Here is a 25,550-nt window from a genome sequence, read left to right on the forward strand (position 1 = left end):
GCCCGCGACCCACCACCAACGATTGGTCACCGACATGTCCGTCTCCACCGCAGCCGCGCGGCCCGCCGGCAGAGCGAGCCGACGCCGCGAGGCGATCGCCGGCCTCCTGTTCGTCCTGCCGACCATCGTCATCTTCGTGGTGTTCAAGTTCATCCCGATCGGCGGCGCCGGTGCGATGAGCCTCACGCAGTACCGCCTGAACGGCGACGTGACCTTCCTCGGCGCCGAGAACTACACCCGCCTGTTCGCCGACCCGCACTTCTGGCAGAGCCTCGGCGTCACGATCGGGTACGTCTGCATCTTCGTGCCGCTGATCATCGTGGTGTCACTCGCCGCTGGCCTGCTGCTGAACCGACTCGTCCGGGCGAGCAGCCTGTTCCGCGCCCTCCTGTTCGTGCCCTACCTCAGCTCCTTCGTGCTCGCGGGCATCATCTGGAAGTGGATCTTCGCCGCCGACGGCCCGCTCAACGCGGCCCTCGACGGGATCGGGCTCGGCCCGGTGCCGTTCCTCACGGGTGATGCGTGGCTCGTGCTCGCCAGCCTCGCGATGGTCGCCGCCTGGAAGGGCTTCGGCTACTCGATGCTGATCTTCCTGGCCGGCCTGAAGGCGCAGCCCGCCGAAGTGCACGAGGCCGCCCGCATCGACGGCGCCGGCGCCTGGAAGTCGTTCTGGCACATCACCCTGCCGCTCCTGAAGCCCGTCGTGTTCTTCGTGCTCGTGATCGAGACGATCGTCGGCTTCCAGGTCTTCGACACCATCTACGTGATGACCGGCGGCGGGCCGGCCCGTGCCAGCTACAGCCTCATCTACTTCCTGTTCGACCAGGGCTTCCGGTTCTTCGACTTCGGCTACGCAGCGGCAATCGGCATCGTCCTGTTCGTCATCGTGCTCATCCTGTCGCTCATCCAGCGACGCTTCTTCGAAGGGAAGGAAGACCAGTGACCTCCACCGCTTCCCTCGCGCTCGACGTCCCCGTCGCCGGCGACGGCTCGCTGCCCAGGGGTGCCACCGGCAACGGCTCGCCTGCGCGCCGACGCCGTCGCGGCGGCCGTGACGGCAGCCAGACCTGGGTGACCGTCTCGCTCATCGTCATCTCGCTGTTCACGGTGGCACCGCTCCTCGCGGTGATCGTGCTCGCCCTCTCGCCCGAGGACGCACCCACGATCCCCTACGCGTGGCCGTCGGACCTGACGCTCGACAACCTCGTGCGCATCTTCAACGTCGGCGAGTTCCCGCTGTGGTTCTGGAACTCGCTCGTCTACTCGGTCGTCTCGGTGGTGCTCGTGCTCCTGACCGCGTCGATGGCGGCGTACGCCCTCGCCCGCAAGCGGTTCCCGGGCCGAAACCTCGTGCTCTGGTCGATCGTGGCGACGCTCATGGTGCCGATGCAGGCGACCCTCATCCCAACATTCATCATGGTCGCAGGCTGGGGCGGCGTGAACACCCTGTGGGGTCTCATCCTGCCGACGCTCGCGAATGCGCAGGCGGTGTTCCTCATCCGCCAGTTCGTGCGCGACCTGCCCGATGAGCTGTTCGACGCCGCCCGCATCGACGGTGCCGGCGAGTGGCGCACCTTCGTGGCGATCGTGCTGCCGCTCATCCGCCCGGTGCTCGCGACGCTCGCGATCTTCGTCTTCCTCTGGCACTGGAACGACCTGCTCTGGCCGCTCGTCATCGGCCAGTCCGACGAGGCCCGCACGCTGACGGTCGGTCTCGCTTCGCTCAACACCGAGACGGTCTCGAACTCGAGCATCATGGCGGCCGCACTCATCAGCTTCATCCCGTGTCTCGTGATCTTCCTGTTCCTGCAGAAGCACATCGTGGCGAGCATCACGTCGAGCGGCGTCAAGGGATGAGCATGACCGACGACGAGCCGGTGCGCTTCGGCCTCGTCGGCGTCGACTCGTCGCACTCGGTGCAGTTCACGCGGATGCTCGGCGACGGGCGCACCGGAGCCGTGGCGGGCGGCACCATCGTTGCCGCGTGGCAGGGCCCCACCGTCGCGGACTTCCCTCCGAGTCGCGACCGCAACGATGATCTCGCGGCCGAGGTCGCGGGCCTCGGGGTGCCGCTCGCCGATTCGCCCGAGGCGGTGGCCGAGGCATCCGACGCCCTGCTCGTCGTCGCGAGCGACGCCCGATCGCATCCGACGCACCTGCGCCGGCTCGCGAGGTTCGGCAAGCCGGTCTACCTCGACACTCGCTTCGCCCCGACGCGGCGAGACGCGGTCGAGATGCTCGAGCAGGCCGAGGCGGACGGATGCCTCGTGCTGGCCGGTTCTCCGAAGCGGTTCACGCCGGAGTTCCGGGCCGCCGTGGCAGAGTCCGCCAGCATGGGCGCGATCGAGCGGATCGACCTCGACGGTCCGTTGCCCGAGCAACCCCATCACGAGTTCTTCGCCTGGTACGGGGTGCACCTCGTCGACCTCGCGGTCGCCGCACTCGGCCCGGACTGTGCGAGCGTCGACGCCACCGGCGGCCGCGTCGTCCTGGCCTGGGACGACGGGCGTGTCGCCACGCTCGGCGGCGAAGCGGAGTGGCAGCCGATCACGCGAGGCTCGATCCAATCCCCCGCGGGCTTGCACGCGTTCGAGATCGAGTCCAGCGCCGAGATGCTCGCCGGCCTCCTGACGGAGATCATCTCGTCGTGCCGAACGAACAGCCCCAACGTGCCGCGGGCCGAGATCACCGCCACCGTCTCGATCGTCGAGGCAGCGGCCCGCAGCCGGGCACTCGGCGCCCCCGTCGCCGTACCCCGGTGAGCGCGAGAACCACCGACCGACCGAATCCACGAGAAAGCGAGCGTCGACGATGACCACCGAATTCCCCGATCCCTCGACTCCCCCGACCCGATCGACGATCAGCAGGCGCACCCTCCTCCAGGCAGGCGGCGCCGGCGCGCTGGCCGTCATGGCGACCGCCGCGTTTGCCGAGCCCGCCTCGGCAGCTCGCGGACCGGCTGTGACCGTGACCGACCTCGGCCCCGGCGTCGTGCAGTTCGGCTCGAAGAGCGCCTACCAGTTCGGCGACACCCTCTACATCGGTTCTCGCAACCTCGAGCCGATGTACGTCATCGCGTACCACGTGCCGAGCGCCACGGTCACCGGGTACACGACCATCCCGGAGGGCAGGTCGACGCAGGCGATCTGCGCCGACCCCACCGGCCGCTACCTCTACATCGGCACCGAGAACGAGGTGAACACCGCGACCCTGTTCCGATGGGATCTCCAGCAGGGCGACGTGGAGGCGGAGGCACTCGGCCGGGCCGGCGACGTCCGCGTCTGGGCGCTCGACGTCGCGCCGGACGGGGTGGTGTTCTTCGGCGGCCGCGAGCCGGGCGGCAACCTGTGGAGCTACGACCCGGCGGTCGGCGAGGTCGTCGCACTCGGCATCGCGGAGCCCACGGCGACCGGGGCACGCGCCATCGTCGCCACGGAGAGCACCGTGTACTTCGGGGCCGGCAACACCCTCGGCGGCGGAACCTCGAGCAAGGCCGTGCTCTCCGCGTACGATCGCGCGAGCGGCACGTTCACGTCGATCCTGCCGCCCGAGCTGGCCGACGACGACACCGTCCGCGAACTGCGGCTCGCGGACGGACGCCTGGTGGTGACCACCGCCAATGCGTCGGGCTCCAGCATCGCGGTGCTCGACGTCGCCGATCCGACCTCATACCGCGTCGCGACCCACGACGGCATCACCACGAAGGCCACCCTCGTGCACGGGGACGACATCTACTTCCTGGCCAAGGCGGGCGACCTGCGCGTCTGCTCGATCGAGACCATGCAGATCCGACCGGTCGCCATCGACGGCCTCGACCTCGGGGAGGTGTGGGGCCTCGGCTGGATCGACGACCGACTGCACGCGGTGTCCGCATACGGATTCGTCGCGCACCTCGACGTCGCGGCGGGCTCCTTCGAGACCACCGGCCTCATCGACGCGGGCGCACCACCCGAAGCCCAGCTCGCCATGAGCGTCACCGCCGGCGGCGGCTCCGCCTACGTCGCGGCGAACGGCGTGCTCGGCCGGCACGTCCTCGACACCGGAGCGGTGCACAACATCATCGCCCCCGGCGAGACGAAGGACGCGGCCTGGTCGGCGAACCGGCTCTGGATGGCGCAGTACAGCGGGCTCGGCCTGTGGTCCTACGACCCCGTCGGGGACGTTCGGCGCCAGGCCGCTGCGCTGCCCCCGTCGTACAACCGCCCGCAGTCGGTGACCTGGGATGCGGTCAACGGGCTCGTCGTCGTGGTCGCGCTGTCCGACTCGGCGGGCGGCAGTTGCCTGGGCATCCACGATCCCTCGACCGGGACCACGGACGTGGTCGAGCTTCCGCTCGGACCCGGACAGTCCGTCTCCTCCGTGCTGGCGCACGAGGGCGTGGTGTACCTCGGCGGCGGCACGGGCGGAGCATCGAGTCCCGCGGGCGAGATCGTCGCCTTCGACCCGGTGGCCCGCACGATCGCCTGGCGGATCGATCCCGGCGACACGAAGCAGGTGACCGGGCTCGCCGTCGCGCGGCAGTACCTCTACGTCGCGCTGCACGGCGGCGGCTTCCGGGTGATCGATCGTGCGAAGGGCCGTCTCGTGCACAGCGAGCGGGTGCCCTTCGCGACGAAGGCCTGGGCGCTGACGACGAGTCGCAACCGACTCTTCGCGGTGACCGCCCAGGAGCTGCGGCACGTCGACACCACCACGTACCGCTCGCGCGTCGTCGTTCCCGGGCTGGACGGCGCCTGGTACGGGGGCGGCATCGACATCTCGACCGACGAGGCGGGCCGCATGTACACGATGAAGGACCGCAACCTCGTGCAGATCGATGTCCGGTAGCCGCCGGATGTCGCAGGCCGACCCCGCTCGCACGGAGCACGCGCCGTGGGTGCCGGTCGGGGCATCCGGCCGCCCGCTGCCTGCATGGGCACGGAACGCGACGCTCGGGGTGTTCGTGCACTGGGGGGCGTACTCGGTGCCGGCGTGGGCGGAACGCTCCGGCGCGCTCGGCGACCACCCGGACGAGGATTGGTTCGCGCACACCTCGTACGCCGAGTGGTACGCGAACACCATCCGCATCGAGGGCTCACCCGCCTCGGTCCATCACACGAGGGAACATGCCGGCCGACCATACCTGGCCTTCCTCGAGGAGTGGCGCGCCGAGTCGTACGACCCGGCGGAGTGGGCGGGGCTGTTCCGGGCGCTCGGCGCCGACTACGTCGTGCCGACGACGAAGCACCACGACGGCATCACGCTGTGGGATGCCCCGGGCGCGGCGTCGACCGCCCTCGCGGGCGGCCCCGGCCGGGACCTGATCGGCCCGCTCGCCGATGCCGTCCGCGCCGAGGGCATGCGCTTCGGCGTGTACTACTCGGGCGGATTGGACTGGTCCTTCGCCGACACACGTCCGCACACCTCGAACGAGCACATCGAGCAATTCCGGCCCAAGGGCGCCGACTACCACGCCTACGCGGCCAGGCAGCTGCGCGACCTGATCGAGCGGTACCACCCCGACGTGCTCTGGAACGACATCGAGTGGCCCGACGCCGGCAAGGCCCCTGGCGACGATTCGCTCGATGAACTGATCCGGAGCTATCGCTCGGCGGTTCCCGAGGGCATCGTGAACGATCGCTGGGGCCTCGACGTGTGGGACTACCGGACGAGCGAGTACGAAGCCGGCAACGCCAACGAGTCCGCCCCCGGCTGGGAGCACTGTCGCGGCCTCGGACTCTCGTTCGGGTACAACTCGGCCGAACCGGCCTCGGATACCCTGTCGCCGCGCGAACTCGCCGGGCTCTATGCCGACATCGTCAGCCGAGGCGGTCGCCTGCTGCTGAACGTCGGGCCCACCGCGGCCGGTGAGATCCCACCGGTGCAGCGACGCACGCTCGAGGGCGTCGCCGGCTGGATCACCGCACTGAAGCCGCGCACGATCGGGCGCGGCCCGGTCACCGCCCACGACATCGAGGTGACAGGTGCCGCGTGGTGGCGCGCATGGAGCACGTCGGACGGCATCGTGGTGATCGTCGACGACCCCGGGGCATCCGCTCGGTGCCGGAGCGGGCGCCCCGTGACGGTGGTGCCGCTTCCCACGGGTTGACCATCGGCCCGCAGCGAAGCGCCCGCTCAGCGACCCGCGACGAGGTCGGCGACGTGCGCGATCGGCGACGTGGTCGCCCGGCCCCGCAGTTCGGCGCGGTCGGCCGCGTGGTACGCGCCGTAGATCGCCTGCACCGCGAGCCAGCGCAGCGGTTCGACCTCCCAGCGGCGAGCGCGATGGCCGACCCACGGCAGCCGGGTGAGCTCGGTGTCCCGGCCGAGCACGAGGTCGCGCAGGGTGCGGCCCGCCAGGTTCGTGGTGGTCACCCCGGTTCCGACGTACCCGCCCGCCCAGCCGAGCCCCGTCGAGCGGTCGTGGCCGACGGTGGCCGACCAGTCGCGCGGGACGCCGAGCACCCCCGACCAGGCGTGGTCGATCGCGGCATCCGAGGCGACCGGGAAGAAGCGGGTCAGCAGCGCCGTGAGGCTCTCGATGGTGCGCTGCTGCGTTCGGCCGTCCTGGTCGACGCGCGAGCCGTAGCGGTAGGGCACGCCCCGCCCGCCGAAGGCGATGCGATCGTCGGCGGTGCGCTGCGCGTACATGTAGACGTGGGCCATGTCGCCGAGGGTGTCGCGCCCGGTCCAGCCGATCTGCTCCCAGGCGGATGCCGCGAGCGGCTCGGTCACGATGAGCGAGGAGTTCATGGGCAGCCAGGTGCGGTGCTCGCCGTGCAGGTCGGGCGTGAAGCCCTCGGTCGCGCGCAGCACGTGCGCGGCCCGCACGGTGCCGTGGTCGGTGCGCACCTGGCCCTCGCGGATCTCGGTGACGGTCGTGTTCTCGTAGATCGTGACGCCCAGTCGCTCGACGGCGCGGGCGAGGCCGAGCACGAGCTTGGCCGGATGGACGCGGGCGCAGTGCGGATGCCACACGCCGCCGAGCGCGCCGGCGACGTCCACCCGCGCGCGGGTCTGCTCGGCGTCGAGCAGCTCGAGGTCGGTCGCGGGCCACGACTGCTCGGAGGCGGCGAAGGCTCGCAGCCGCGCGAGCTGGGCGGGCGTGTTCGCGACGGTGAGCTCTCCGCCCTTGCGGAGGTCGGCGTCGATGCCCTCGGCCGCGGCCACGGCGATGACCTCGTCGACGGCCTCGTTCTGGGCGACCTGCTGGGCGATCGCCGCGTCGCGCCCGTGGCGTTTCACGTACTGCTCGCGCCCCCCGGTGACCGAGTTGGTCAGCCACCCGCCGTTGCGGCCCGAGGCGCCGTACCCGGCGAAGCGCCGTTCGAGCACGGCGATGCGCAGGTCGGGCTGGTCGCGCTTGAGGTAGTAGGCCGCCCACAGCCCGGTGTACCCGGCGCCGACGATCGCGACGTCGGCGTGCAGGTCGCCGGGCAGCGCCGGTCGTGGTGCCGGCATGCCCACCTGTCGCAGCCAGAACGAGACGCCGCCGTTCTCGGTCATGGGGTCTCCTCGGGGTCGCGATGCTCGATGCTGCGGACCGCGTACCGGCGCACCTGCACCGGCCGGGTCGCGGCGCACGTCGAGAGTAACGGCGGCGAGGACTCCTCGGCGAGTTCCACGACGATCGACTCGCCGTCGCCGAGCCCGAGGCGCACGCGCCATCCGTCGTCGGTCGCGGACTCCTCGAGCGGCGGGTAGGCGGCGATGCGGTCGTCGCCGAAGGCCTCGCGAGCGGCGTGTTGCGCGGCCTGCACGGGGTGGCTGAGCGAGCTGCGGCCGCGCAGCCGGTCGCGCACGACGAGCCCATCGTCGAAGGCCTCGGCGATGCGGGCCGCGTCGCCGTCATCGGCATACCCGTAGTAGAGCCCGTGCGGGAACACGACAATCGTGCCCGCGAACCGGTCGCCGCCGACGTGCGAGCACTCCCAGGTCTGCTCGGGCCGGGCGAGCGCGAGCGTCGCAGCGACGCGGCGTCCGCGCACGGCGCAGCAGCGGTCGTGCCGGCCGTGGGCGCAGGCCGCGTAGACCGGCTCCGCGGAGGGGGTGCCGGTCGACCCGTCGAGCGGCAGGTCGAGCAGGTCCGCGGGGCTCGCCGCCTCGCCCCAGACGATGCGCTCCAGGCCGAGGCGCGAGTCGGCGATCGCCCAGCGCTGCATCGGCGGGGGCGTGCGCCGGCCCGGGCGACGGATCGCGAGGATCCGCATGCCCTCCGCCTCGGCGCGGTGCACGAGGCGCCGGCCGAGGTCGCGGTCGAAGGGCGCGTCGAGCAGGGCGTTGTGCCCCCAGCTCGTCGCCACCTCGACGAGCAGCCATCGGATGCCGCGCGGCGCCGTGCCCGCGAGCGGGTCGTCCCGTTCGCGGGCACGATCGCTGCACGGCGCCCACGGCTCGGCGGCGAGGGTCACGCGCGGATCACCGCGAACCCCTCCCGCACGAGCCGGCGGGCCACGACGACGGCGCTCTCGGCGTCGAGTCCGGGCAGGTCGCCGACGACGACCCGCCCGCCCTCGAGCACGTGGCGCAGGGCCGGCTCGGCCTCGACGGGCAGCGAGAGCGTCTTCGCCGTCGACACGAGGCGGACGCGGTCGCCGTCGGCCTCGACGCGCGCGCGAAGCGAGTCGCGCAGGCCGATCGTCGTCGATGCGTCGAGGCGCGCGAGCGCGGCCAGGGTCGCCAGGGGCGCGATCGGCTCGGGGCGGATGTCCCGCTCGAACCGCTCCGCGAGGGTCCCGGCCGTGGCCGCGGCATCCGCCTGCTCAATGAGTTCCGCGAGGGCCTCGGCGGTCTCGCGCAGGATCGCGGCCGCCTGGGCCGGGTCGTCGAAGTCGACGCCGAGCGGGAGCGATGCGCGCAGGCGCTCGCTGTCGCCGACGCGGGCGACGAGGGCGCCGACCACGTCGGCATGCGTGTAGGCCGACATGCCGATCGTCAGGTGCACCGAGGTGGCGTCGCCGCCGGCCGTGGCCGAGTGGATCCAGCCGCGCGGCAGGTAGAGGGCGTCGCCCGGTCGAAGCACGGCGTCGATCACGGGCTCCTCGCGCGCGGCGGCGGCCACGGCCTCGCGGTGCCCGCTCCAGGGCTGCGAGCTCAGCGGGTCGCGGTGCACCGGGGCGTGGATGCGCCAGTGCTTCTCACCCGAGATCTGCAGCACGAACACGTCGTGCGTGTCGTAGTGGGGGTCGAAGCCCTGCGCCGCCGGCGGCGTGACGTAGGCGTTGACCTGCACCGGATGCCGCAGCTCGTCGACGAGCTCCCGCGTGAAGTCGATGACGGGCGGCCAGAGGCGGTGCAGCCCCTGCAGCACGATCGTCGCCCCTTCGGCGAACCGGTCGAAGACGCGCTCGCTCGAGACCTGGTCGCCGACCTCGGCGCCGAACCCGCCCGACGCCGTGTACGCCGATGCCGGGAGCACCGTGCCGTCGCGGGCCATCCGCATGAACGGCGTGCGCACGCCGCGACGGGTGACGAGCTCATCGACGGCGTCGGCGCTGAAGAGGTCGTCGAATCCGGCGGGGAGCTCCGCCGCACGCGACAGCAGCGCACTGCGCCCCCACACCTCGTCGGCGAACCGCTCGGCGGGCATGGCGACGCAGCGCGACAGCGCGGGCCGGTTCCCCGGCCCGCGCCCGCCTGCGACCATCAGGCCGATCCGTCGGCGCCGCCGTCGTGCCCCTCGGGGTTCGCGCCGCCGTCGGCGGTGCCCTCACCGGCATCGGCCGAGCCGTCGGCCCCGCCGTCGTGGCCGTGCGGGTTCGCGCCGCCGTCGGCCGCCCCCTCGCCTGCGCCGCCGGTGCCCTTCGGCTCCGCGATGCCCTCGCGGCCCTCCTTCGGCTCGAGCGTGATGTCTTCGTCTCCGATGGACATGCCGTCCCCCTTCCGGTTCGCCGCGACCCGGCGCCGCGGCTCGTCTGCGGCCAGCGTAGCGAGCCGGGTGCCGAGCGGCCACGGGTTGACAGCGGTGGCCGCGGCGGGCGACCGGATGCGGAGAGCGCTCGGCCGGAGAGCGCTCGGCCGCCGGGCGCTCAGCCGGCGGCACTCACCCGCCGGGCGCTCAGCCGGCGGGCGCTCAGCCGGCGGGCGCGTCGGGCACGACGGCCGCGACGATCGAGTCGACGACCGCGGCGACGGCGTCGGCGCCCAGGAGCTCCGGCATCGTGAGGTGGTCGAGCAGGAGCCCGCTCATGGCGAGGTAGAGCACGAGGGCGGTCGACCGGTCGCCGGGGAAGCCGTGATCGACGTGGTCGGACGTCGCGAGGGCGAGGTTGCCGGCGAACTGCCGGGTCACGGTCGGCGCGACGTGCGGGTTCCTCGTCGCCTCGAGCCGCAGTTCGAGCAGCGCGAGATGCGCGGCACGATCGCCGATGGCGCGTTCGACGAGCCACACCATGAGTCCGCGCTCGCCCTCGCGCGTCGGCTCGACGGCCATGCGCCTCGCCGCCTCCTCGGGGTCGGGTGCGAGCCTGGCGAACACGTGCTCGGCCAGCTCGGCCAGCAGTTGGTCGCGCGACGCGAAGTAGTTGGATGCCGTGCCGGCCGGGACCCCCGCCGCTCGGTCGACGGCGCCGAACGTGAGCCCTCGACCGCCCTCGACCGCGATCACCTCGACCGCGGCATCCAGCAGGCGCTGCCGTCGTTCCGCGTTCCTCGCCATGGCCGCCCCGTCCTCGTGCCGAACGACTCCAACCGTAGTGGTCGAAGCGGTCGGCCGCCTCTGCATCACCCTTCCCACCGGAACAACTACGGCTATAGTGGTTGAGTTCGATTCCGACGCGAAGGACCCATGCGAAACCTCACGTACTACATCTCGCTCTCCATCGATGGCTTCATCTCCGGCCCCGACGACGAGGTCGACTTCTTCCCCGGCTCCGACGAGTACATGGCCTGGATGGTCGGCGACTACGGCGACGCCCTGCCCTCGCACGCGCGGGCGCAGCTCGGCATCGCGGATGCTCCGCTCACGCGCTTCGACACCGTCGTGATGGGTCGGCGCACCTACGAGCCCGGTCTCCAGCTCGGCATCACCTCGCCGTACGCGCACCTGCGCCAGTTCGTCGTCTCGAGCAGCCTGGAACAGCTCGACCCGGCGGTCACGATGGTGACGGGTGACCCGATCGCCGCCGTGCAGGCCCTGAAGGAGGAGGACTCGCCGTTCGACATCTACCTCGCGGGCGGCGGCGTTCTCGCCGGCCAGCTGCTCGACGAGATCGACCGGCTCGTGATCAAGCGCTACCCGGTGGTCGCCGGCGCGGGCCGGCCCGCCTTCGGTCCCGAGTTCAGCCCGACCGCGTTCGCACTCGATGAGGTGCGCTCGTTCGAGGGCGGCAACGTGGTCGAGTGGTATTCGCGGATCCGGTCGGATGCCGCGGAGCCGGAAGCGGAGTCCGAGCCCGAGTCGCGCCCCGCGCCCGGGCCCGCAGCATGAGCATCACCTTCGACATCCGGCACCTCGCCGGCACGCAAGAGATCGAGCTCTTCAACCGCTTCCCGTACCCGCTGAACGACGAGATCGCCGACGACCTCGAGCGTGGCCGCCGACGCCCCGAACGGACCTGGCTCGCCGTGCGCGGCGATCGCCTGCTCGGCCGGCTCGCGCTCTGGAGCCCACGGGACGTTCGAACGGCTCGTCAACCTGGCGTGGGACTGATCGGAAGGTTCCCGGCATCACCGGCGTTGTCCACAGCATGAGAGCGATCGCGTACTCGAAGACCGGTGACTCCTCCGTGCTGCGGCTCGTCGAACGCGAGGCGCCCGGACCCGGGGCGGGCGAGGTGCGCGTGCGCATCGTCGTCTCGGGCGTGAACCCGACCGACTGGAAGGCGCGGGCCGGGTCCCGCGCGGGGCAGCCGCTGCCGTTCGCCGAGGTGGTGCCGAACCAGGACGGTGCCGGCGTCGTCGACGCGGTCGGGCCCGGCGTCGTGGGTCTTACGGTCGGCGACCGGGTCTGGGCCTACCTCGCCGCGCACGAGCGCCCGACCGGCACGGCGCAGGAGTTCGCGATCCTGCCGGCGGATCGCATCGTGCACCTCCCGGATGCCGCGGGCTTCGAGCTCGGCGCCTCGCTCGGCGTGCCCGCGATGACCGCGCACCGCGCGCTGACCGTCTCCGAGGCGGGCCCGTCGCGTCTCGGACCCGGCGCCCTCGACGGCCGGACGGTGCTCGTCGCCGGCGGGGCCGGTGCCGTCGGGCATGCCGCCATCCAGCTGGCCCGCTGGGCGGGGGCCACCGTCATCACGACGGTGAGCTCGCCCGAGAAGGCGGCGCTCGCGACGGCGGCCGGGGCGCACCACGTGGTGGACTACCGGGCCACCGATGCCACGGCGGCGATCCGTGCCCTCGCGCCCGACGGCGTCGACCAGGTCGTCGAGGTCTCCCCCGCGCGCAACGCCGAGCTGAATGCCCGCGTGATCGCCAACCACGGATCCATCGCCGTCTACGCGACCGATGGCGGCGGCGAGATGACCCTCGACGTGCGGCATCACTTCGCGCTGAACGTGCGCTACCAGTTCCTGCTGCTCTACACCGTCGGCCGGGAGGCGCTCACCGCCGCGGCGGAGGACATCGTGCACGCCGTCGCCGACGGCGCGCTGCCCGTCGGCGAGGACGCCGGGCTGCCGCTCACGCGCTTCCCGCTGGAGCGCGCCGCCGCGGCGCATGACGCCGTCGAGGCCGGCACGATCGGCAAGGTGCTCATCGACGTCTCCGCCGCCTGAGTCGGTGCGATCAGCTCGCCAGGTGCGACACCTGCTCGACCACGAGCACGCCGGCGAGCACGACCATCGCGCCCCCGGAGACCCGTGACACCACGTTGAGCGCCGTGGGCCTGGCCCGCAGTACGGCCCGGGCACTCACACCCACGACCGAGTAGACGAGGGCGCAGCTGCCCACGAAGATGAGCCCGAGCACGGTGAGTTGCACGGGAACGGGCCACGCGCCCGCGGCATCCGTGAACTGCGGCAACAGCACGACGAGGACGAGCAGGCCCTTCGGGTTCAATCCGCTGACGCCGGCGCCTTGGACGAGGCGCAGCCAGGGGCGATCGACGGATGCCGCAGCAGCCGACACCTCCGCCTCCGCCGGGCCGCTCACCGCGGCGACGGCGGGCGGTTGGAGCAGGACGCGGACGCCGAGCCATGCGAGGTAGCCGGCGGCCGCGAAGGTCAGCGCGACGAGCAGCCCGGGCAGCGCCGAGACCGCGGCGCCGACGCCCACCGCCACGGCCGCCACGGCGGCGAGGTAACCGACGAGGATGCCCGCGAGCGAGGGCACGATCGAGCGGTCGCGCAGGCCCGCGGAGATGATGTACGCCCAGTCGGGCCCGGGCAGCACGACCATGAGGGTCATCATGCCCCAGCAGGCGAGCAGCAGCTCTGGGTTCATCGGAGGCCTCGTTTCGTTCGACACGACGAACCTAGGCAACATCCGGCGGAAAAGGCTTGCGAAGATCTCCACGCAGAGCCACTGCAGTGGAAGGATTCACCCCATGGACGCCATCGATCGACGAATCCTTTCGGAACTGCAGCAGGACGGCCGACTGAGCCTCACCGACCTCGCCGACCGGGTGCAACTCAGCATGTCGCCGACGCATCGCCGGCTCCGCGCCCTTGAGGCGTCCGGCGCCATCACCGGGTACCGGGCCGTGATCGACCCCGAGGTCGTCGGACTCGGCTTCGGCGCCCTCGTCTTCGTCACGATGGAGCAGGCGAACCGCGCCACGATCCCGGCCTTCGACGAGGCGGTCGCCGAGATCCCCGAGGTGATCCAGGCGCTGCGCCTCTTCGGCGATCCCGACTACCTGCTCCGTGTCGCCGTGCCCGGCCTGCCCGCATACCAGCGCCTGTGGGACGAGCGGCTCTCGGCACTGCCGGGCGTGCGCCGAGTCGAGTCGACCCTCGTCATGAAGGCCATCGTCGACGACCGGCCGCTGCCGATCTAGGCGTTGCGGCGTTTCACCCACACCGTCGTGAAGACGATGAGCGCGATCGTCCAGATCACGGATGAGATGGTGCCGGCGACGGGGTCGAGCTGCGAGGGGTCGGGAGTCAGGGCGAAGAAGTTGTCCGACGCCTTGCCCGGGAACGTGTCGCTGAAGAGCACGAACGCATCGAGCGGCACGAGGCTGATGCCGATGGGCACCAGGTAGAGGTAGCCGATGGCAACGCCGAGCGTGGCGATCGTGGAGCGGAACATGAGTCCGAGGCACGTCGCCGTGACGGCGAGGATCGCGGCGAGCAGCGCGGCCTCGCCGAGCACGCGCAGCACTTCGGGGTCGCCCAGGTCGGCGCCGCCGCCGTGCAACGCGATCGAGAGGCCGAGGCCCGTGAGCATGGCCACACCGCCGACCACTCCGCCGACGATCGCGGCGAGCAGCACCTTCGCGAGCACGAGCGGCGTGCGGGCGGGCACGGCGGCGAAGTACACCGTGATCGCGTGATTGTCATGATCGGCCGTGGCGATGCCGGCGCCGACGAGCAGCACGAAAAGGCCGCAGGCCACGAAGCCGTTCGCGGCCGCCGCCACCACGTTCTCACGAGTGGGATCGGAGACCACAGCCGACCAGAAGGCCACGAAAACGAGGAGCCCGACGACGGCCGCCGCGCTGAGCCACCATGACGAGCGCAGGGAGGCGAACTTCGAGAACTCCGAGGCGAACACGCCGCCGAACGTGACCCTCGAGCGTTCGAGGGCGCTGGTGTCGGTCGCGGTCATCGTCGTGCTCCATCCTGCTCGGACCCGGTCGTGGGGCCGTGCGGGCCCGCGACCGTTCCTGCGGCGTATTCCTGGTCGTCCTTGGTGAGCGCGAGGAACGCGTCCTCGAGCGAGCCCTGCTGCGGGGTGAGCTCGAACAGCACGATCGAACCGGATGCCGCGAGCCGGCCGATCTGTTCGGCGGTCGCGTTCGTGACGAGCAGCGCCCCGTCAGGCGCGCGGCGGGTCGAGCCGCCGATGGTCCCGAGCGCTGCCGTGAGCTCCTCAGCCTGCGGGGTGCGCACGAGCACGTCGGACTGCGTGGCCCGCGCGATGACCTCGGTCACCGGCCCCTGCGTGATGAGGCGACCGCGGCCCATGACCACGAGGTGATCGGCCGTGAGCGCCATCTCGCTCATGAGGTGGCTCGAGACGAGCACCGTGCGTCCCATGGCCGCGAGGCTCTTCATGAGCTCGCGCACCCAGTGCACGCCGTCCGGGTCGAGGCCGTTGACGGGCTCGTCGAGCACGAGCACCTGGGGGTCGCCGAGCAGTGCCCCGGCGATGCCGAGCCGCTGGCGCATCCCGAGGGAGTAGGTGCCGACGCGGCGCGACGAGGGTTCGACCATGCCGGTGAGGCGCAGCACTTCATCGACCCTCGAGCTCGGAATCCCGTTCGTCAGGGCGAGAGCCCGGAGGTGCGCACGGCCGGAACGGCCGGGGTGCAGCGCCGCGGGGTCGAGCAGCGCACCGAGCTCGTGCAACGGCCGCTCGGCGCGGCGGAAGTCGCCGCCGTTCACGCGCACGACGCCCTTCACCGGCCGATCGAGTCCGACGATCATGCGCATGGTCGTCGACTTGCCTGCGCCGTTCGGGCCGAGCAGACCGGTCACGGCCCCCTGACGGACGGTGAAGCTCACGTCATCGACCGCCGTCTTGTGCCCGAACACCTGGGTGAGTCCCTCGACCTCGATCATCGTGCCGCCTCCGTCTGCATCTCCATGTCGGCCGCCGCGCGTCCACCCTCGAATCGCGTCGGGCCGGCGCCGTCGAGCGCGAGCCGGATCCGCCGGTGGTGCTGCTCCTGCACGTCGCCGAGGTCGTCGAGGCGGTGCCATCCGACCTCCGTCATCTCGCCGTCGGCCGGGTACGGGTCGCCCGCGACCCAGGCGCAGCGGAAGACGAGGTCGAGGTAGTCGACCTCGTCGCCATTCGCGTGCACGACCCTCGGCAACTGGTGCACCCAGACGAGGCGATCGGCCCTGACGCGCACCCCGGCCTCCTCGAGCGCCTCGCGGCACGCGGCATCCGCCGGTTCCTCGCCGGGATCGACGATGCCCGTGATCGGGGTGAGCGCACCGTTGTCGGAGCGGCGGCCCAGCAGGATCTCGTCGCCGCGCACGATCACCGCGGTGACGCCGACGAGGGGAAGGGGTCGGGTGCCGGCCTGGCGGCGCAGGTCGAGCACGAAGTCGGGAGTGGCCATGCGGCAACGCTACGTGAGTATGCCGCTCCTGCGGGGCGCCGGGCCGCAGCAGGGCGAAGTGGCCGAACCCGGTCCGCCGTCAAGGGCCCTGCGACGGGGCCGGCGCGTGGTTACGATCGCCTGCATGAGCAACCTCCAGGAGAGAGCCGAGGCCGTGGCGGGTGCCGCGAAGGACACCGGGGCACGCGTGGCGGTCGCCGAGTCGCTCACGAGCGGACGCATCGCGAGCGAGCTCGGACGGGCGACGGACGCCTCCGACTGGTTCCTCGGCGGGGTCGTCGCCTACGACACCGGCGTGAAACAGCAGGTGCTCGGCGTCTCCCCCGGTCCCGTCGTCAGCGCCCGCTGCGCGATCGAGATGGCCGTCGGCGTGCAGCGCCTCTGCCGAGCGGATGTCTCGGTCTCGGTCACGGGCGTCGGCGGACCCGGCTCCGAGGAGGGCGAGCCCGAGGGCACCGTGTTCCTCGGCTGGGCGACCGCCGACGGCACGGGCAGCGAGCGGCATCGCTTCGACGGCGACCCGTCCGAGGTCGTCGAGCAGACCGTGGCGGCGGCGCTCCGCGTGCTCGTCGAGCGCCTCGCACCGGCCGAGGGCTCCGAAGGCGACGCGGCCGAGTGAGCCCGCGCTGCGGACTGAAGCGCGCGCACGGCCACGCGTGAGCACGGGAACGGCGGATGCCGCGGCAGCACGTGCTGCCGCGGCATCCGCCTGGCTGGTGACTCCGGCCGCTACCCGGCGGCGTGCGCGCGGCGGCGGCGAAGCGCGACGGCACCGGCTCCGAGCCCGAGCAGCAGCAGGGTGCCGGCGATCCACAGGGCCCCCGCGGGGTCCGCGCCCGTGTGGGCCAGCCCGTCAGCGGTACCGCCGGCGGTCTCGGAGCCGCTCCCGGCGGCGTCGGACGGGTCGGCCGGAGCCGACGGGTCGGTCGAACCATCGGGGTCGGCCGGGTCCGTCGGGTCGGTCGGATCGGTCGGGCCCGCGATGTCGGCGCCCGGGAGGGTTCCGGTGCGGAGCGCCGCCGGCTGCTCACCGTCGGCGAACCACCAGGCCTGCCGGGTGGTCGCCGCGAGCGTCGAGAACGCCGCGGCGGACGGCGCCGCGACCGGGGACGGTGCCTCGGCCGGAGTCGTCGCGAAGCCCTCGTTGTTGAGATTCGGCATGCCGGCCGGTCGGGCGAAGTGCACGATCGTCGGCTCCGCGCCCGTGAACGCGATGCGCGCGGACTCCCCCTCGCAGCCGTCGTCGCAGACCGCCCAGAGCTGGTCGAGCACGGTGTCGTAGTCGAGGGCCATGACGCCGCCGAGGCCGGGATCGATCGTCGCGACCTGCGCGAACGACCCGTCGGCGTTCAGGGCGTAGGCGTAGACCACGCCGTTGTCCTCGACCGCGACGAAGAACAGGCCGTCGCCGTGGCCGGGGTAGTCGGCGGGGTCGTAGGCGAGCCCGGAGTTCTGGTCGACGAGACCCGTGAGGTCAGCGTCCGAAACCCACTCGACGGCCTCGAGACCCGTGTTCGCGGCGACCTGCGGGAGCGAGGCCGTGAGGTCCCACTCCTGCGCGGCGACCACGTCCGGGCCGGCGGCCTCGGGGTCGACGGCGAGCACGACGTTGGCATTGACGCCCTTGTCCGCGTTGTCGCGCTCGGACGCGACGTAGACGCGGCCGTCGGACGCGACGGTGATGCCCTCGGTGTCGGGGCCGGCCTTGGCCGGGTCGGCCGCATCGCGTTGGAAGCGGATGCGCTTGCCCTCGGCCCAGCCGTCGGCGAAGGCGACGCCGCCGTCGGCCTCGGCGTCGAGCTTCCAGAACGTGCCCGTGCCGTTGTCGACGGCCCAGAGCACGACGCCCTCGGCGGTCCGCTGGGCGTCCAGGCCCGACGAGTCCTCGAGGAACATGGTCGCCTCGTCGACGACGCGCACCTCGGCCGACCCGGGCCAGACGGCGACCTCGGGCTCACCGGGTTCGCCGGGCTCACCCGGGTCGGTGCCGCAGGCGTTCGCCGCGCCCTTGGTCGAGGCGGTGGCATCGCCGAACGCGCCCGTGCCGTCGGGGCAGCGGGCGTAGGTGAGGGCCGCGTGCGGACCCCAGGCGTACTCGGCCACGATCGTGCCCGCCGCGTTGCGCACGGTCGCGCGGTCGTCGTTGCCGAGCCCGAACCCGAAGTGCGTGTTCTGGTCGAGGACGAAGAACGCCCCCGGTGCCAGCACGGTCCCGGATGCCACGGGCGTGACGTCACCCGCGTGGCCGACCGGGTCGGAGTCCATGAGCGTCCAGCCCGAGAGGTCGACGGGGGTCGTGCCGGTGTTCACGATCTCGACCCAGTCGGTCGCGTCGCCGTTGGACTCGACCTCGTTGATCGCGATCGCGGGAACCACGCAGTCGTTCGCTGCGCCCTTCGTGACCCGGGCGAGGCTCCACGGGCCGGTCGCGTCGGGGCAGCGCGCCCAGCTGGCGGCTGCCTCGTCGCCGTCGACGTTCGGGTGCGCCGACCAGGCGTGTTCGTCGAGCTTCGCGCCGGCGGCGTCGTACAGGCGGATCGCGTCGGCGCCGCCGATGCCGATCGCCGTCTCGAAGGTCTGGGCGGAACCCGCGATGTCGAGGCCGGCCGTCTTCGCGTCGACCACGAGCAGCTCGCCGGCGCCGATCGACGCACCGGCGGCGAAGAACCAGCGGTGGTCGTCGGAGTTGTCGCGGAGCTCGTAGCCCGACAGGTCGAGGGCCTCATCACCGGGATTCACGAGCTCGAGCCAGTCGGCGGGGCCAGAGTCGACCTCGTTGAGCAGCGCGGTGCCCGGCGTCGCGGGCTCCTCGGGCTCCTCGACGGGTGCGCAGGAGTTCGCCGCGCCGAGCGTGACCGCCGTGGCGGGCGCCCAGGCGCCGCCGTCGGCGCAGCGCGACCAGTCGGCGAGCGGCGCCGTCGCGAGGTACGCGTAGGCGTCGACGACGGCATCGGCGGTGTCGACCAGCACGACCTCGTCGCCCTTGCCCAGCCCGAACGGGAATCCGAGCGGCGAGGCGTCCTTCGTGAGCACGAGGTACCCGCCCGCGGCGAGCGTGGTGCCCGCGGGGATCGTGCCGCGCTCGACCCGCTTGTCGTCCATCACGGCCCAGCCCGAGACATCCACCGCTGCGGATGACGCGTTGAAGAGCTCGATCGAGTCGGCGGTGCCGTGCGACGCGGCGTCGTAGACGATCTCGTTGACGACCACGCCGGCGTCGGCGGCGATCGCGGCGCCCGGCAGCGCGAGCAGCGCGGCACCCGAGGTCACGGCCATGGCCGCGACCATCGCGGACGCGCGACGGATGGATGGGGGGAAGGGCATGGGGGCGCTCCTGACGGGTGGTGAGGGGTCGTCGCCCACTCGACCGCCCGGCGCTGAACGGACGGTGACGCGACGGTGAACTGCGGGGGGCGGCGCCATGTCGGACCGGGGCGGGCGCCCCGATCCGGGCTGGGCCCACCGGTCGGGTCGGGGAGCCCTGCCCATGTGCCGTCGTCTCGGGAGCGTCTAGCGTTCGACACGAACCACGACCGGAAGGACCACCATCATGCGCCTGAAGAATCGAGTGCGAACCGTGATCGCCGCGGCCACCGTCGCCCTGGCCCTCGGCGGCACGCTGAGCGTCGCCGCAGCCCCGGCTCCCGCCGAGGCCGCGGGCCGTTGCGTCGACTACCAGTACAGCTACGGCGGCTACGCCGGCTGCGTCGGCAACATCCAGGTGCTCCTGAATGCGTTCCAGCCCCGCCTCGGAAGCTACGGCAAGCTCGCCGTCGACAACTCCTACGGTCCCGCTACGCGGTCCGCCGTCATCGCGTTCCAGCGGTACTTCGGCCTCGCGGCCGACGGCATCGTCGGCCGGCAGACCTGGGGCGTCCTCTGCGGTCCGCAGATGGGCCCCGGGCCGATCAGCTGGTACCCGTACGCGACGGCGCGCGCCGCCGGCTGCAACATCTGAGTCGGCACGACCTGTCGACCCCGTCGCACCACGGGTGCGGCGGGGTCAGTCGTCGGTCGCGACGACCACGGGGAACCGGGTCGCCCCGGCCCCGCAGAGGCTGCGGCGCACCCAGTCCGCGGCATCCGGCTGGCGCAGCGCGCCCGCGCGGACCAGGCGCACGAACTCGATGGCCTCCGCGCTCAGGCGCCCGTCGGCGGTGTCGGGAGCGTCGCGCAGCACATGCGAGGTCAGCCACTGCGAGAGGCCGCCGCCGATGCGCACGGTGACCGCGACGGTGCCGGCGAAGTGCCGCGACTGGCCGTCGGTGTCATCGTCGAAGGCCGCCCGGAAGCCACGGCCCTTCAGCGGGTTGCTGCCGCCCGACGCGGCATCCGTCACCCAGAACGGCCCGCGGCGCACGCCGCCGATGCGGCCGATCTCCTTGAGGAACCGGCGGTTCGAGTACCCGCGATCGGCGATGTGCGAGATCGAGTCGGCGAGGGCGGCGCAGGCGTCCATGGATTCAGCGTAGCGACGGGAACCGAGCGAATGCCGCGCCGCGGCGTCCGAACCGGCGGCGCCGCAGCGCGTCTCGGACCTACAGTCCCTCGGCGATCTCCTTGATCGCGGCGAGGCGGCGGTCCCACTGGGCGCCGATCGTCTCGAGCTGCTGCGCGGTCTCGCTGAGCTGGGCCCCCATGACCCGGAAGCGCACCTCCCGGCCGACCCGCACGGGCTCGACGAGCCCGACCTCCTGGAGCACCGCCAGGTGCTTGGCGATCGCCTGCCGCGTCACGGGCAGGCGCCCGGCGAGGGCGGACGCGGATGCATCGCCCTCGCCGAGCGCGGCCAGGATCGACCACCGGGTCTCGTCACCCAGGGCGGCGAACACCGGGACCAGCGTCTCGGTGCTCACGCGTCGCCCTCGAGCAGGGCGACGAGCTTGTCGAGCTCGGTGACCCAGCCCTCGGCGTGCTCGCCCATGTTCGTGCTCGGGTCGGAAGTGCGGTCGAACCCGGTCTCGACGACGGTGAGCCGGGTGCCGCCGTCGACCTCCTCGAGCGTGAAGGTGAAGACGGTCGCGTGCTCGTCGAGCTCCTCCGGCGCGTCTCCGAGGGCGTCGTCATTGCTCCAGCGGTACGACACGAGCCGCGGTGCGTCGATCGCGTCGATCGCCAGCGGCACGCGGCCGTAGCCCTCGAAGGTGATGCTCCCCCTCGCGCCCGGCCTCGCGCCGTCGAGCTCCGCGCGCCCGAACCAGCGGCTGATGTGCTCGGGCTCGGTGACGGCCTGCCACACCCGGTCGACGGATGCGTCGATGCGGATGGTGCGTCGCACCGTGTAGGCGGCCTCGTCGATGACGGATGCCTCGTTGTCGGTCATGCTCACGATGATCGTTCCTTTCGCGTCGTCATGCAACTCATCGGTTGCGTCATTGCGTGCAACCACAGAGTTGCATCTTTGCTGCCGCATTGCAACCCTGAGGTTGCATGAATGCTCATGCCGGCCGGACCGGCTGACGGAGCACCGTCCGCAGCTTCTCCGGCGCCGTGCGCCGCGCGTCGGAGAGGTACACCTCGTGATGCGGCCCGTTGAATGTGAGCCCGTGCTGCGGCATCCACTCGTCGTGCAGCCGCGCGAGCGTGGGCGTCTCGTCGTCGTACGAGCCGACGTGCAGGATCTGCGCCGACTCGCCCTCGTCGAGGTGCTCGAGCCGCACGCGGTCGAGCGCGGGGTTCGGCGAGCCCTTCGCCTTGGCGCGGACGGCCTCGACCGCCGCCGCAACGGCGGACTCGTCGATCCAGTCGGGCTGGTTGATCAGCATCGTCCAACTCCACGCGGCCTTGTCGCGCGCGACGAAGACGGTCGGATCGTCGGCCCACCACAGGCCCTCGAGCGGTGCGACCGCGAAGTCCCGGCCGAGCTCGCGCTTGCTCGCGAACTTCACCGTGTACGCGACGCCGAACAGCGCCTCGACGGCCTGCACGTATGCGGGGGCGCGGTTCGGGTCGCCGCGGCCGTCGACCGCGAGGTAGCGCAGCGGGGGCACCTCGACGATCGCGAACTCCTTCGCCGAGGGCGCGTAGAGCTCGCGGTGGGCGCGCTTGACGTCGTACTTCTCGTGCGGTTCGCCGGTCATGCGCCGAGCGTACGCGCGGTGCGGTCAGGACTCGACCGGATGCCGCGGGTCGTCAGCGATCGAGCGCCGTCGCGCCGACGACCGCGTCCTCCCAGGACATCCCCGTGGTCTTCACGACGAACGGCTGCGACCGGGTCGTCGCCTCGGCGGCCCACCGACCGGACACGACCTCGGCGAGGGGCACGAGGGACTCGGGGTCGAGTGAGCCGTCACGGACGGCGAGCACGACGTCGCCCGCCTCGCGGAGCGCCGTCGCGACGTCCTCGACCACGACGACCGCTCGGGCCAGGAGCGCAGAGTCGAGTTCGCGGGCGTCGGCCTCGTGCGAGCCGACCGCGACGACCACGACGTCGTCGCGCAGCACCGCCGAGTCGAAGAGCGGCTCGCGCGCCGTCGTGGCGCAGACCACGAACCCGGCCCGGCCGAGCAGGTCCGCCACGGATGCCGCATCCGATGCCTCGACGAAGGCAGAGCCGTTCAGCGACGCAGGTTCCGCGGGCGGCCGCCGCGCGACGTGCGTGACCGCTCCGATCGCGAGGTCGGGGCACACCTCCCGGAGCGCCTCGACGTGGGCGACGGCCTGCGGCCCGGTGCCGAACACCACGACCGACAGGGGCGTGCCGGCAGCGGCCACGCGCGCGTCGAGCGCCCGCCTGATGCCGACCATCGAGACCGCGGGCGTCCGGACGCCGGTGAGCACGGCCCCGTCGAGGATGAGCGCCGGCGCGAACGTCGCCGGATCGAGCACGAGGTGCACGCCCTGGATGCGCGGCAGCCCGAGCGCCGGGTTGCCCGGCGCCACGGTGAGCACCTTGACGCCCACGGCGTCGCCGACCGCCGAGGGCATGAGCAGCGCCTCGGCGCCCCCGAGCGGGGCGGCCGTGCGCGGGACATCCGTCGCCGGGTCGAACCCGCTCAGGAGCGCCGCCTCGAGCGCCGCGACGGCCCCGCGGTAGCCGAGGCGGGCACGGGTCGCGGCGGCGTCGAGCACCTCGATGGACCCGCTCATCGCAGCACGAATCCGGGCACGAGGGGATCCCGCGGGTCGATGGTGAACGTCGATTCGCCGGTGCGGTACGCCATGCCCGTGACCTCGGGCACGACGGCGTCGACGCCGTCGACCTTCACGCGAGCGACGGCCTTCGCGTGGAAGCGCGAGCCGACGATCGAGTCGTGCACGAGCGTCTCGCCGAACGCGAGCTCGCCCTGCGCGGTGAGGGCGGCGACCCGTGCCGCCGTGCCGGAGCCGCACGGCGACCGGTCGAGCTCGCCGTCGGCGAAGACCGTCGCGTTGCGCTGGTGCAGCCGGCCGTCGGCGTCACGGCCGAGCCGCTCGAACAGGATCGTGCCGTAGATGCCGCTCAGGCGCGGATCGGTCGGATGCTGCGCGGCATCCGAGTCGTCCAGCAGCCACTTGACCTCGCGGCCGAGGGCGATGAGCCCGGCGACGTCGGAGGGCTCGATCGCGAGGCCGACCTGCGCGACGTCGAGCATCGCGTAGTTCGCGCCGCCGTAGGCGACGTCGACGACCAGCTCGCCCCGACTCGTCGGGACGCGCAGGCCCTCGGAGACCAGCCGGCTCGGAACGTTGACGAAGTCGACGCTCGCGACCCGGCCGTCGTCCCCGGTCGAGACCCTCGCGGTGACCCGCCCCGACGGCACGTCGATGACGACGTCCGTCACGCCGCTCGGATCCACTTCGACGAGACCCGTCTCGACCGCCCAGGCGCCGAGCGCGATGGTGCCGTGCCCGCAGGCCGTCGAGAAGCCGTCCTTGTGCCAGAACAGGACTCCGAGGTGCGCGCCCTCGTCGTCGGGCGGCGTGATGAACCCGCCGTACATGTCGGCATGTCCGCGCGGCTCGAAGCAGAGGAGGCGCCGCAGCCCGTCGACGGCCGGATCGTCGATCGCGAACATCCGCCGCTCGGCGACCGTGGCGCCATCGATGGGCACGCCCGGCTCCGCGATGATCCGGAACGGCTCACCCGCCGTGTGATAGTCCACGGTGCGGATGGGGCGGGTCATGGGCGCGTCGGCGGGCTCGGTGGTCACCCGTCCATTGTGGTCGCCTCCCGGCCGGCGACCGGCATCCGAAGGACTGACATCCGTGCCCGACCGGGGTAGCGTGGCCCGGGTCGGATGCCGGCCGACCGTGCCGGCCGGACAAGGGGGTCACCGATGGCCGAGCTCTCGCCCATCCAGCCGTGCCTGTGGTTCGACGACCAGGCGCGCGAAGCCATGGAGTACTACGTCGAGGTCTTCCCGAACTCCCGTATCAGGTCGATCGTGCCGTATCCCGACGAGTCGCTCGACGAGCACTTCGCCGGCATGTCGGGCAAGGTGCTGAGCGGGGAGTTCACGCTGGACGGGGTCGACTTCGTCTGCCTCGACGGCGGCCCGCTCTTCCCGTTCACCGAGTCGATCTCGTTCGTCGTCGCGTGTGCCGACCAGGACGAGATCGACCGCTACTGGTCGAAGCTCTCGCACGTGCCCGACGCCGAGCAGTGCGGCTGGTGCAAAGACCGCTTCGGCGTGAGCTGGCAGGTCGTCCCGGCGAACATGGGCGAGCTCACCCGTCGGCCCGAGCAGATCCAGGTCATGATGCGCCAGAAGAAGATCGTGATCGCCGAGCTCGAGAACGCCTGACCGGATGTCGGGCGCCGGCGCTGCCGCTCGGTGCTGCCCATGTGCGGGAGTCCCATTCTCGCGCCGGAGTCCCGTTCGAACGGGACTCCGGCGCTCGGGCGGGACTCCGGCGGCGGAACCGCCCTCGCGGTTCAGCGCCCGTTGACCTTGTCGATGCGCATCTCGAGGATCACGCGGTCGGCCTTGTCGTCGGGCGCCTGCTGGTCGGGGTTGCCGTAGCGCTTGCCGAGGCGCACGTAGAACGCGCCCTCCGGGTCGGGCACGACCTCGGCGAGCTGCCCCCGCACCTCGACGTAGCGCAGCGGGTTCTCGGGGTCGAGCGCCTCGAGCGTCATGTGCGGGTTCTGCTGCAGGTTGCGGAACTTCGCACGCTTCGTGGTGTGCGTGAAGCGGATGACGCCGGCGTCGGCGTCGAGCTCGAACCACATCGGGTTCACCTGCACGCTGCCGTCGGGCCGCACGGTGGCGAGGTGCCCGAAGACGGGAGCGGTGAGGATGCGGCTGGCGTGGTCGTCGAGTTCGATCGTCATACGTCGAGTCAACCGTACGGATGCCGCCGCATATTCCGGATGCCGCCGCGCGACGCCCGCCCGCCCGGATCCGCCCGGCGTTCTCGCCGACGATCGGCTTCGGCGTCCGAGTGCCGGATCGGTGCCCGAGTGCCGGAT

At 72.3% G+C, this 25,550-nt stretch carries 29 protein-coding genes; 12 read left to right on the forward strand and 17 right to left on the reverse strand.

The genetic code is table 11. The features are described from left to right. Positions 1-34 precede the first annotated feature (34 nt). The 5 genes from GQQ95_RS15240 to GQQ95_RS15260 are packed head-to-tail and all read left to right on the forward strand — an operon-like array spanning position 35 to position 6,088. Positions 35-943: a carbohydrate ABC transporter permease gene (locus tag GQQ95_RS15240; RefSeq protein ID WP_157428533.1), complete on the forward strand. Its 909-nt coding sequence runs from the start codon at positions 35-37 to the stop codon at positions 941-943. After that, entirely contained in the window at positions 940-1,857 is a 918-nt protein-coding gene (locus GQQ95_RS15245) for a carbohydrate ABC transporter permease (RefSeq protein WP_246205578.1), read from the forward strand. Before GQQ95_RS15240 ends, GQQ95_RS15245 begins: the two co-directional genes overlap by 4 nt. Before the next feature lie 2 nt (positions 1,858-1,859). After that, positions 1,860-2,762: a Gfo/Idh/MocA family protein gene (locus GQQ95_RS15250; RefSeq protein ID WP_157428534.1), complete on the forward strand. Its 903-nt coding sequence runs from the start codon at positions 1,860-1,862 to the stop codon at positions 2,760-2,762. Positions 2,763-2,811: 49 nt separating this feature from the next. Beyond that, positions 2,812-4,827, forward strand: a complete 2,016-nt coding sequence (locus GQQ95_RS15255; protein WP_157428535.1) for an NHL repeat-containing protein — start codon at positions 2,812-2,814, stop codon at positions 4,825-4,827. A gap of 7 nt (positions 4,828-4,834) precedes the next feature. Further along, entirely contained in the window at positions 4,835-6,088 is a 1,254-nt protein-coding gene (locus GQQ95_RS15260; protein ID WP_170297093.1) for an alpha-L-fucosidase, read from the forward strand. A 26-nt stretch (positions 6,089-6,114) separates the two neighbouring features. Here the strand turns inward: GQQ95_RS15260 and GQQ95_RS15265 are convergent, their stop codons facing one another. The 5 genes from GQQ95_RS15265 to GQQ95_RS15285 form a co-directional block, all read right to left on the reverse strand. After that, positions 6,115-7,485, reverse strand: a complete 1,371-nt coding sequence (locus GQQ95_RS15265) for an NAD(P)/FAD-dependent oxidoreductase (protein WP_157428537.1) — start codon at positions 7,483-7,485, stop codon at positions 6,115-6,117. Further along, positions 7,482-8,390: a ferredoxin family protein gene (locus GQQ95_RS15270; protein ID WP_157428538.1), complete on the reverse strand. Its 909-nt coding sequence runs from the start codon at positions 8,388-8,390 to the stop codon at positions 7,482-7,484. Before GQQ95_RS15270 ends, GQQ95_RS15265 begins: the two co-directional genes overlap by 4 nt. Continuing rightward, the gene (locus GQQ95_RS15275; RefSeq protein WP_157428539.1) at positions 8,387-9,625 is read right to left on the reverse strand and encodes a cupin domain-containing protein; all 1,239 of its coding nucleotides are present in this window, start codon (positions 9,623-9,625) and stop codon (positions 8,387-8,389) included. The genes GQQ95_RS15270 and GQQ95_RS15275 overlap by 4 nt, the downstream gene beginning before the upstream one ends. Further along, a complete protein-coding gene (locus GQQ95_RS15280; RefSeq protein WP_157428540.1) occupies positions 9,625-9,849 on the reverse strand; it encodes a hypothetical protein in 225 nt (74 codons plus the stop codon). The genes GQQ95_RS15275 and GQQ95_RS15280 overlap by 1 nt, the downstream gene beginning before the upstream one ends. Positions 9,850-10,051: 202 nt before the next feature. Next, positions 10,052-10,636, reverse strand: coding sequence for a TetR/AcrR family transcriptional regulator (locus GQQ95_RS15285; RefSeq protein ID WP_157428541.1), 585 nt, complete (start codon positions 10,634-10,636; stop codon positions 10,052-10,054). 129 nt (positions 10,637-10,765) lie between these two features. On the opposite strand from GQQ95_RS15285, the gene GQQ95_RS15290 reads away from it, so the two are divergent. From GQQ95_RS15290 to GQQ95_RS15300, 3 genes are read left to right on the forward strand one after another with little or no spacing between them, the layout of a single operon-like run. Continuing rightward, the gene (locus tag GQQ95_RS15290) at positions 10,766-11,407 is read left to right on the forward strand and encodes a dihydrofolate reductase family protein (protein WP_157428542.1); all 642 of its coding nucleotides are present in this window, start codon (positions 10,766-10,768) and stop codon (positions 11,405-11,407) included. Continuing rightward, entirely contained in the window at positions 11,404-11,670 is a 267-nt protein-coding gene (locus GQQ95_RS15295; RefSeq protein WP_157428543.1) for a hypothetical protein, read from the forward strand. The genes GQQ95_RS15290 and GQQ95_RS15295 overlap by 4 nt, the downstream gene beginning before the upstream one ends. Next, positions 11,667-12,695, forward strand: a complete 1,029-nt coding sequence (locus GQQ95_RS15300) for an NADPH:quinone reductase (protein ID WP_157428544.1) — start codon at positions 11,667-11,669, stop codon at positions 12,693-12,695. The genes GQQ95_RS15295 and GQQ95_RS15300 overlap by 4 nt, the downstream gene beginning before the upstream one ends. Before the next feature lie 10 nt (positions 12,696-12,705). Here GQQ95_RS15300 and GQQ95_RS15305 read toward each other — a convergent pair whose 3' ends face one another. Then, positions 12,706-13,362, reverse strand: coding sequence for a LysE family translocator (locus GQQ95_RS15305; RefSeq protein ID WP_157428545.1), 657 nt, complete (start codon positions 13,360-13,362; stop codon positions 12,706-12,708). A 103-nt stretch (positions 13,363-13,465) separates the two neighbouring features. Here GQQ95_RS15305 and GQQ95_RS15310 point away from each other — a divergent pair, with 103 nt between their 5' ends. After that, complete coding sequence (locus GQQ95_RS15310; protein ID WP_157428546.1) at positions 13,466-13,918, forward strand: Lrp/AsnC family transcriptional regulator; 453 nt, start codon at positions 13,466-13,468, stop codon at positions 13,916-13,918. Here the strand turns inward: GQQ95_RS15310 and GQQ95_RS15315 are convergent. The 3 genes from GQQ95_RS15315 to GQQ95_RS15325 are packed head-to-tail and all read right to left on the reverse strand — an operon-like array spanning position 13,915 to position 16,156. Next, positions 13,915-14,691: a hypothetical protein gene (locus tag GQQ95_RS15315; RefSeq protein ID WP_157428547.1), complete on the reverse strand. Its 777-nt coding sequence runs from the start codon at positions 14,689-14,691 to the stop codon at positions 13,915-13,917. The two genes, GQQ95_RS15310 and GQQ95_RS15315, sit on opposite strands and share 4 nt — an antisense overlap. Further along, positions 14,688-15,647 (reverse strand): ATP-binding cassette domain-containing protein, encoded by a 960-nt coding sequence (locus tag GQQ95_RS15320; RefSeq protein ID WP_157428548.1) that lies wholly within the window; start codon positions 15,645-15,647, stop codon positions 14,688-14,690. Before GQQ95_RS15320 ends, GQQ95_RS15315 begins: the two co-directional genes overlap by 4 nt. Further along, positions 15,644-16,156 (reverse strand): NUDIX hydrolase, encoded by a 513-nt coding sequence (locus tag GQQ95_RS15325; RefSeq protein WP_157428549.1) that lies wholly within the window; start codon positions 16,154-16,156, stop codon positions 15,644-15,646. Before GQQ95_RS15325 ends, GQQ95_RS15320 begins: the two co-directional genes overlap by 4 nt. Before the next feature lie 124 nt (positions 16,157-16,280). Between GQQ95_RS15325 and GQQ95_RS15330 the strand changes: the two genes are divergently transcribed. After that, entirely contained in the window at positions 16,281-16,775 is a 495-nt protein-coding gene (locus tag GQQ95_RS15330) for a CinA family protein (RefSeq protein ID WP_157428550.1), read from the forward strand. Positions 16,776-16,885: 110 nt separating this feature from the next. On the opposite strand, the gene GQQ95_RS15335 is transcribed toward GQQ95_RS15330, so the two are convergent. After that, positions 16,886-19,480 (reverse strand): lamin tail domain-containing protein, encoded by a 2,595-nt coding sequence (locus tag GQQ95_RS15335; RefSeq protein ID WP_157428551.1) that lies wholly within the window; start codon positions 19,478-19,480, stop codon positions 16,886-16,888. A gap of 226 nt (positions 19,481-19,706) precedes the next feature. On the opposite strand from GQQ95_RS15335, the gene GQQ95_RS15340 reads away from it, so the two are divergent. Next, positions 19,707-20,114: a peptidoglycan-binding domain-containing protein gene (locus GQQ95_RS15340; RefSeq protein WP_157428552.1), complete on the forward strand. Its 408-nt coding sequence runs from the start codon at positions 19,707-19,709 to the stop codon at positions 20,112-20,114. A 45-nt stretch (positions 20,115-20,159) separates the two neighbouring features. On the opposite strand, the gene GQQ95_RS15345 is transcribed toward GQQ95_RS15340, so the two are convergent. From GQQ95_RS15345 to GQQ95_RS15370, 6 genes are all read right to left on the reverse strand, one after another. Further along, positions 20,160-20,615, reverse strand: coding sequence for a hypothetical protein (locus GQQ95_RS15345; protein WP_157428553.1), 456 nt, complete (start codon positions 20,613-20,615; stop codon positions 20,160-20,162). A 79-nt stretch (positions 20,616-20,694) separates the two neighbouring features. Beyond that, positions 20,695-21,012: an ArsR/SmtB family transcription factor gene (locus GQQ95_RS15350; RefSeq protein ID WP_157428554.1), complete on the reverse strand. Its 318-nt coding sequence runs from the start codon at positions 21,010-21,012 to the stop codon at positions 20,695-20,697. After that, complete coding sequence (locus GQQ95_RS15355) at positions 21,009-21,479, reverse strand: SRPBCC domain-containing protein (RefSeq protein WP_170297095.1); 471 nt, start codon at positions 21,477-21,479, stop codon at positions 21,009-21,011. The genes GQQ95_RS15350 and GQQ95_RS15355 overlap by 4 nt, the downstream gene beginning before the upstream one ends. A 115-nt stretch (positions 21,480-21,594) precedes the next feature. Further along, the gene (locus GQQ95_RS15360) at positions 21,595-22,236 is read right to left on the reverse strand and encodes a GyrI-like domain-containing protein (protein WP_157428555.1); all 642 of its coding nucleotides are present in this window, start codon (positions 22,234-22,236) and stop codon (positions 21,595-21,597) included. 52 nt (positions 22,237-22,288) lie between these two features. After that, a complete protein-coding gene (locus GQQ95_RS15365) occupies positions 22,289-23,245 on the reverse strand; it encodes an ornithine cyclodeaminase family protein (RefSeq protein WP_157428556.1) in 957 nt (318 codons plus the stop codon). Continuing rightward, positions 23,242-24,288, reverse strand: coding sequence for a proline racemase family protein (locus GQQ95_RS15370; RefSeq protein WP_246205579.1), 1,047 nt, complete (start codon positions 24,286-24,288; stop codon positions 23,242-23,244). Before GQQ95_RS15370 ends, GQQ95_RS15365 begins: the two co-directional genes overlap by 4 nt. 126 nt (positions 24,289-24,414) lie before the next feature. Between GQQ95_RS15370 and GQQ95_RS15375 the strand changes: the two genes are divergently transcribed. Beyond that, positions 24,415-24,882 (forward strand): VOC family protein, encoded by a 468-nt coding sequence (locus tag GQQ95_RS15375; protein WP_157428557.1) that lies wholly within the window; start codon positions 24,415-24,417, stop codon positions 24,880-24,882. Between the two features lie 131 nt (positions 24,883-25,013). Here GQQ95_RS15375 and GQQ95_RS15380 read toward each other — a convergent pair whose 3' ends face one another. After that, positions 25,014-25,412: a PPOX class F420-dependent oxidoreductase gene (locus GQQ95_RS15380; protein ID WP_157428558.1), complete on the reverse strand. Its 399-nt coding sequence runs from the start codon at positions 25,410-25,412 to the stop codon at positions 25,014-25,016. Positions 25,413-25,550: the final 138 nt, after the last annotated feature.

The sequence above is a fragment of the Agromyces salentinus genome (genome assembly GCF_009749395.1).
Lineage (GTDB): Bacteria > Actinomycetota > Actinomycetes > Actinomycetales > Microbacteriaceae > Agromyces > Agromyces salentinus.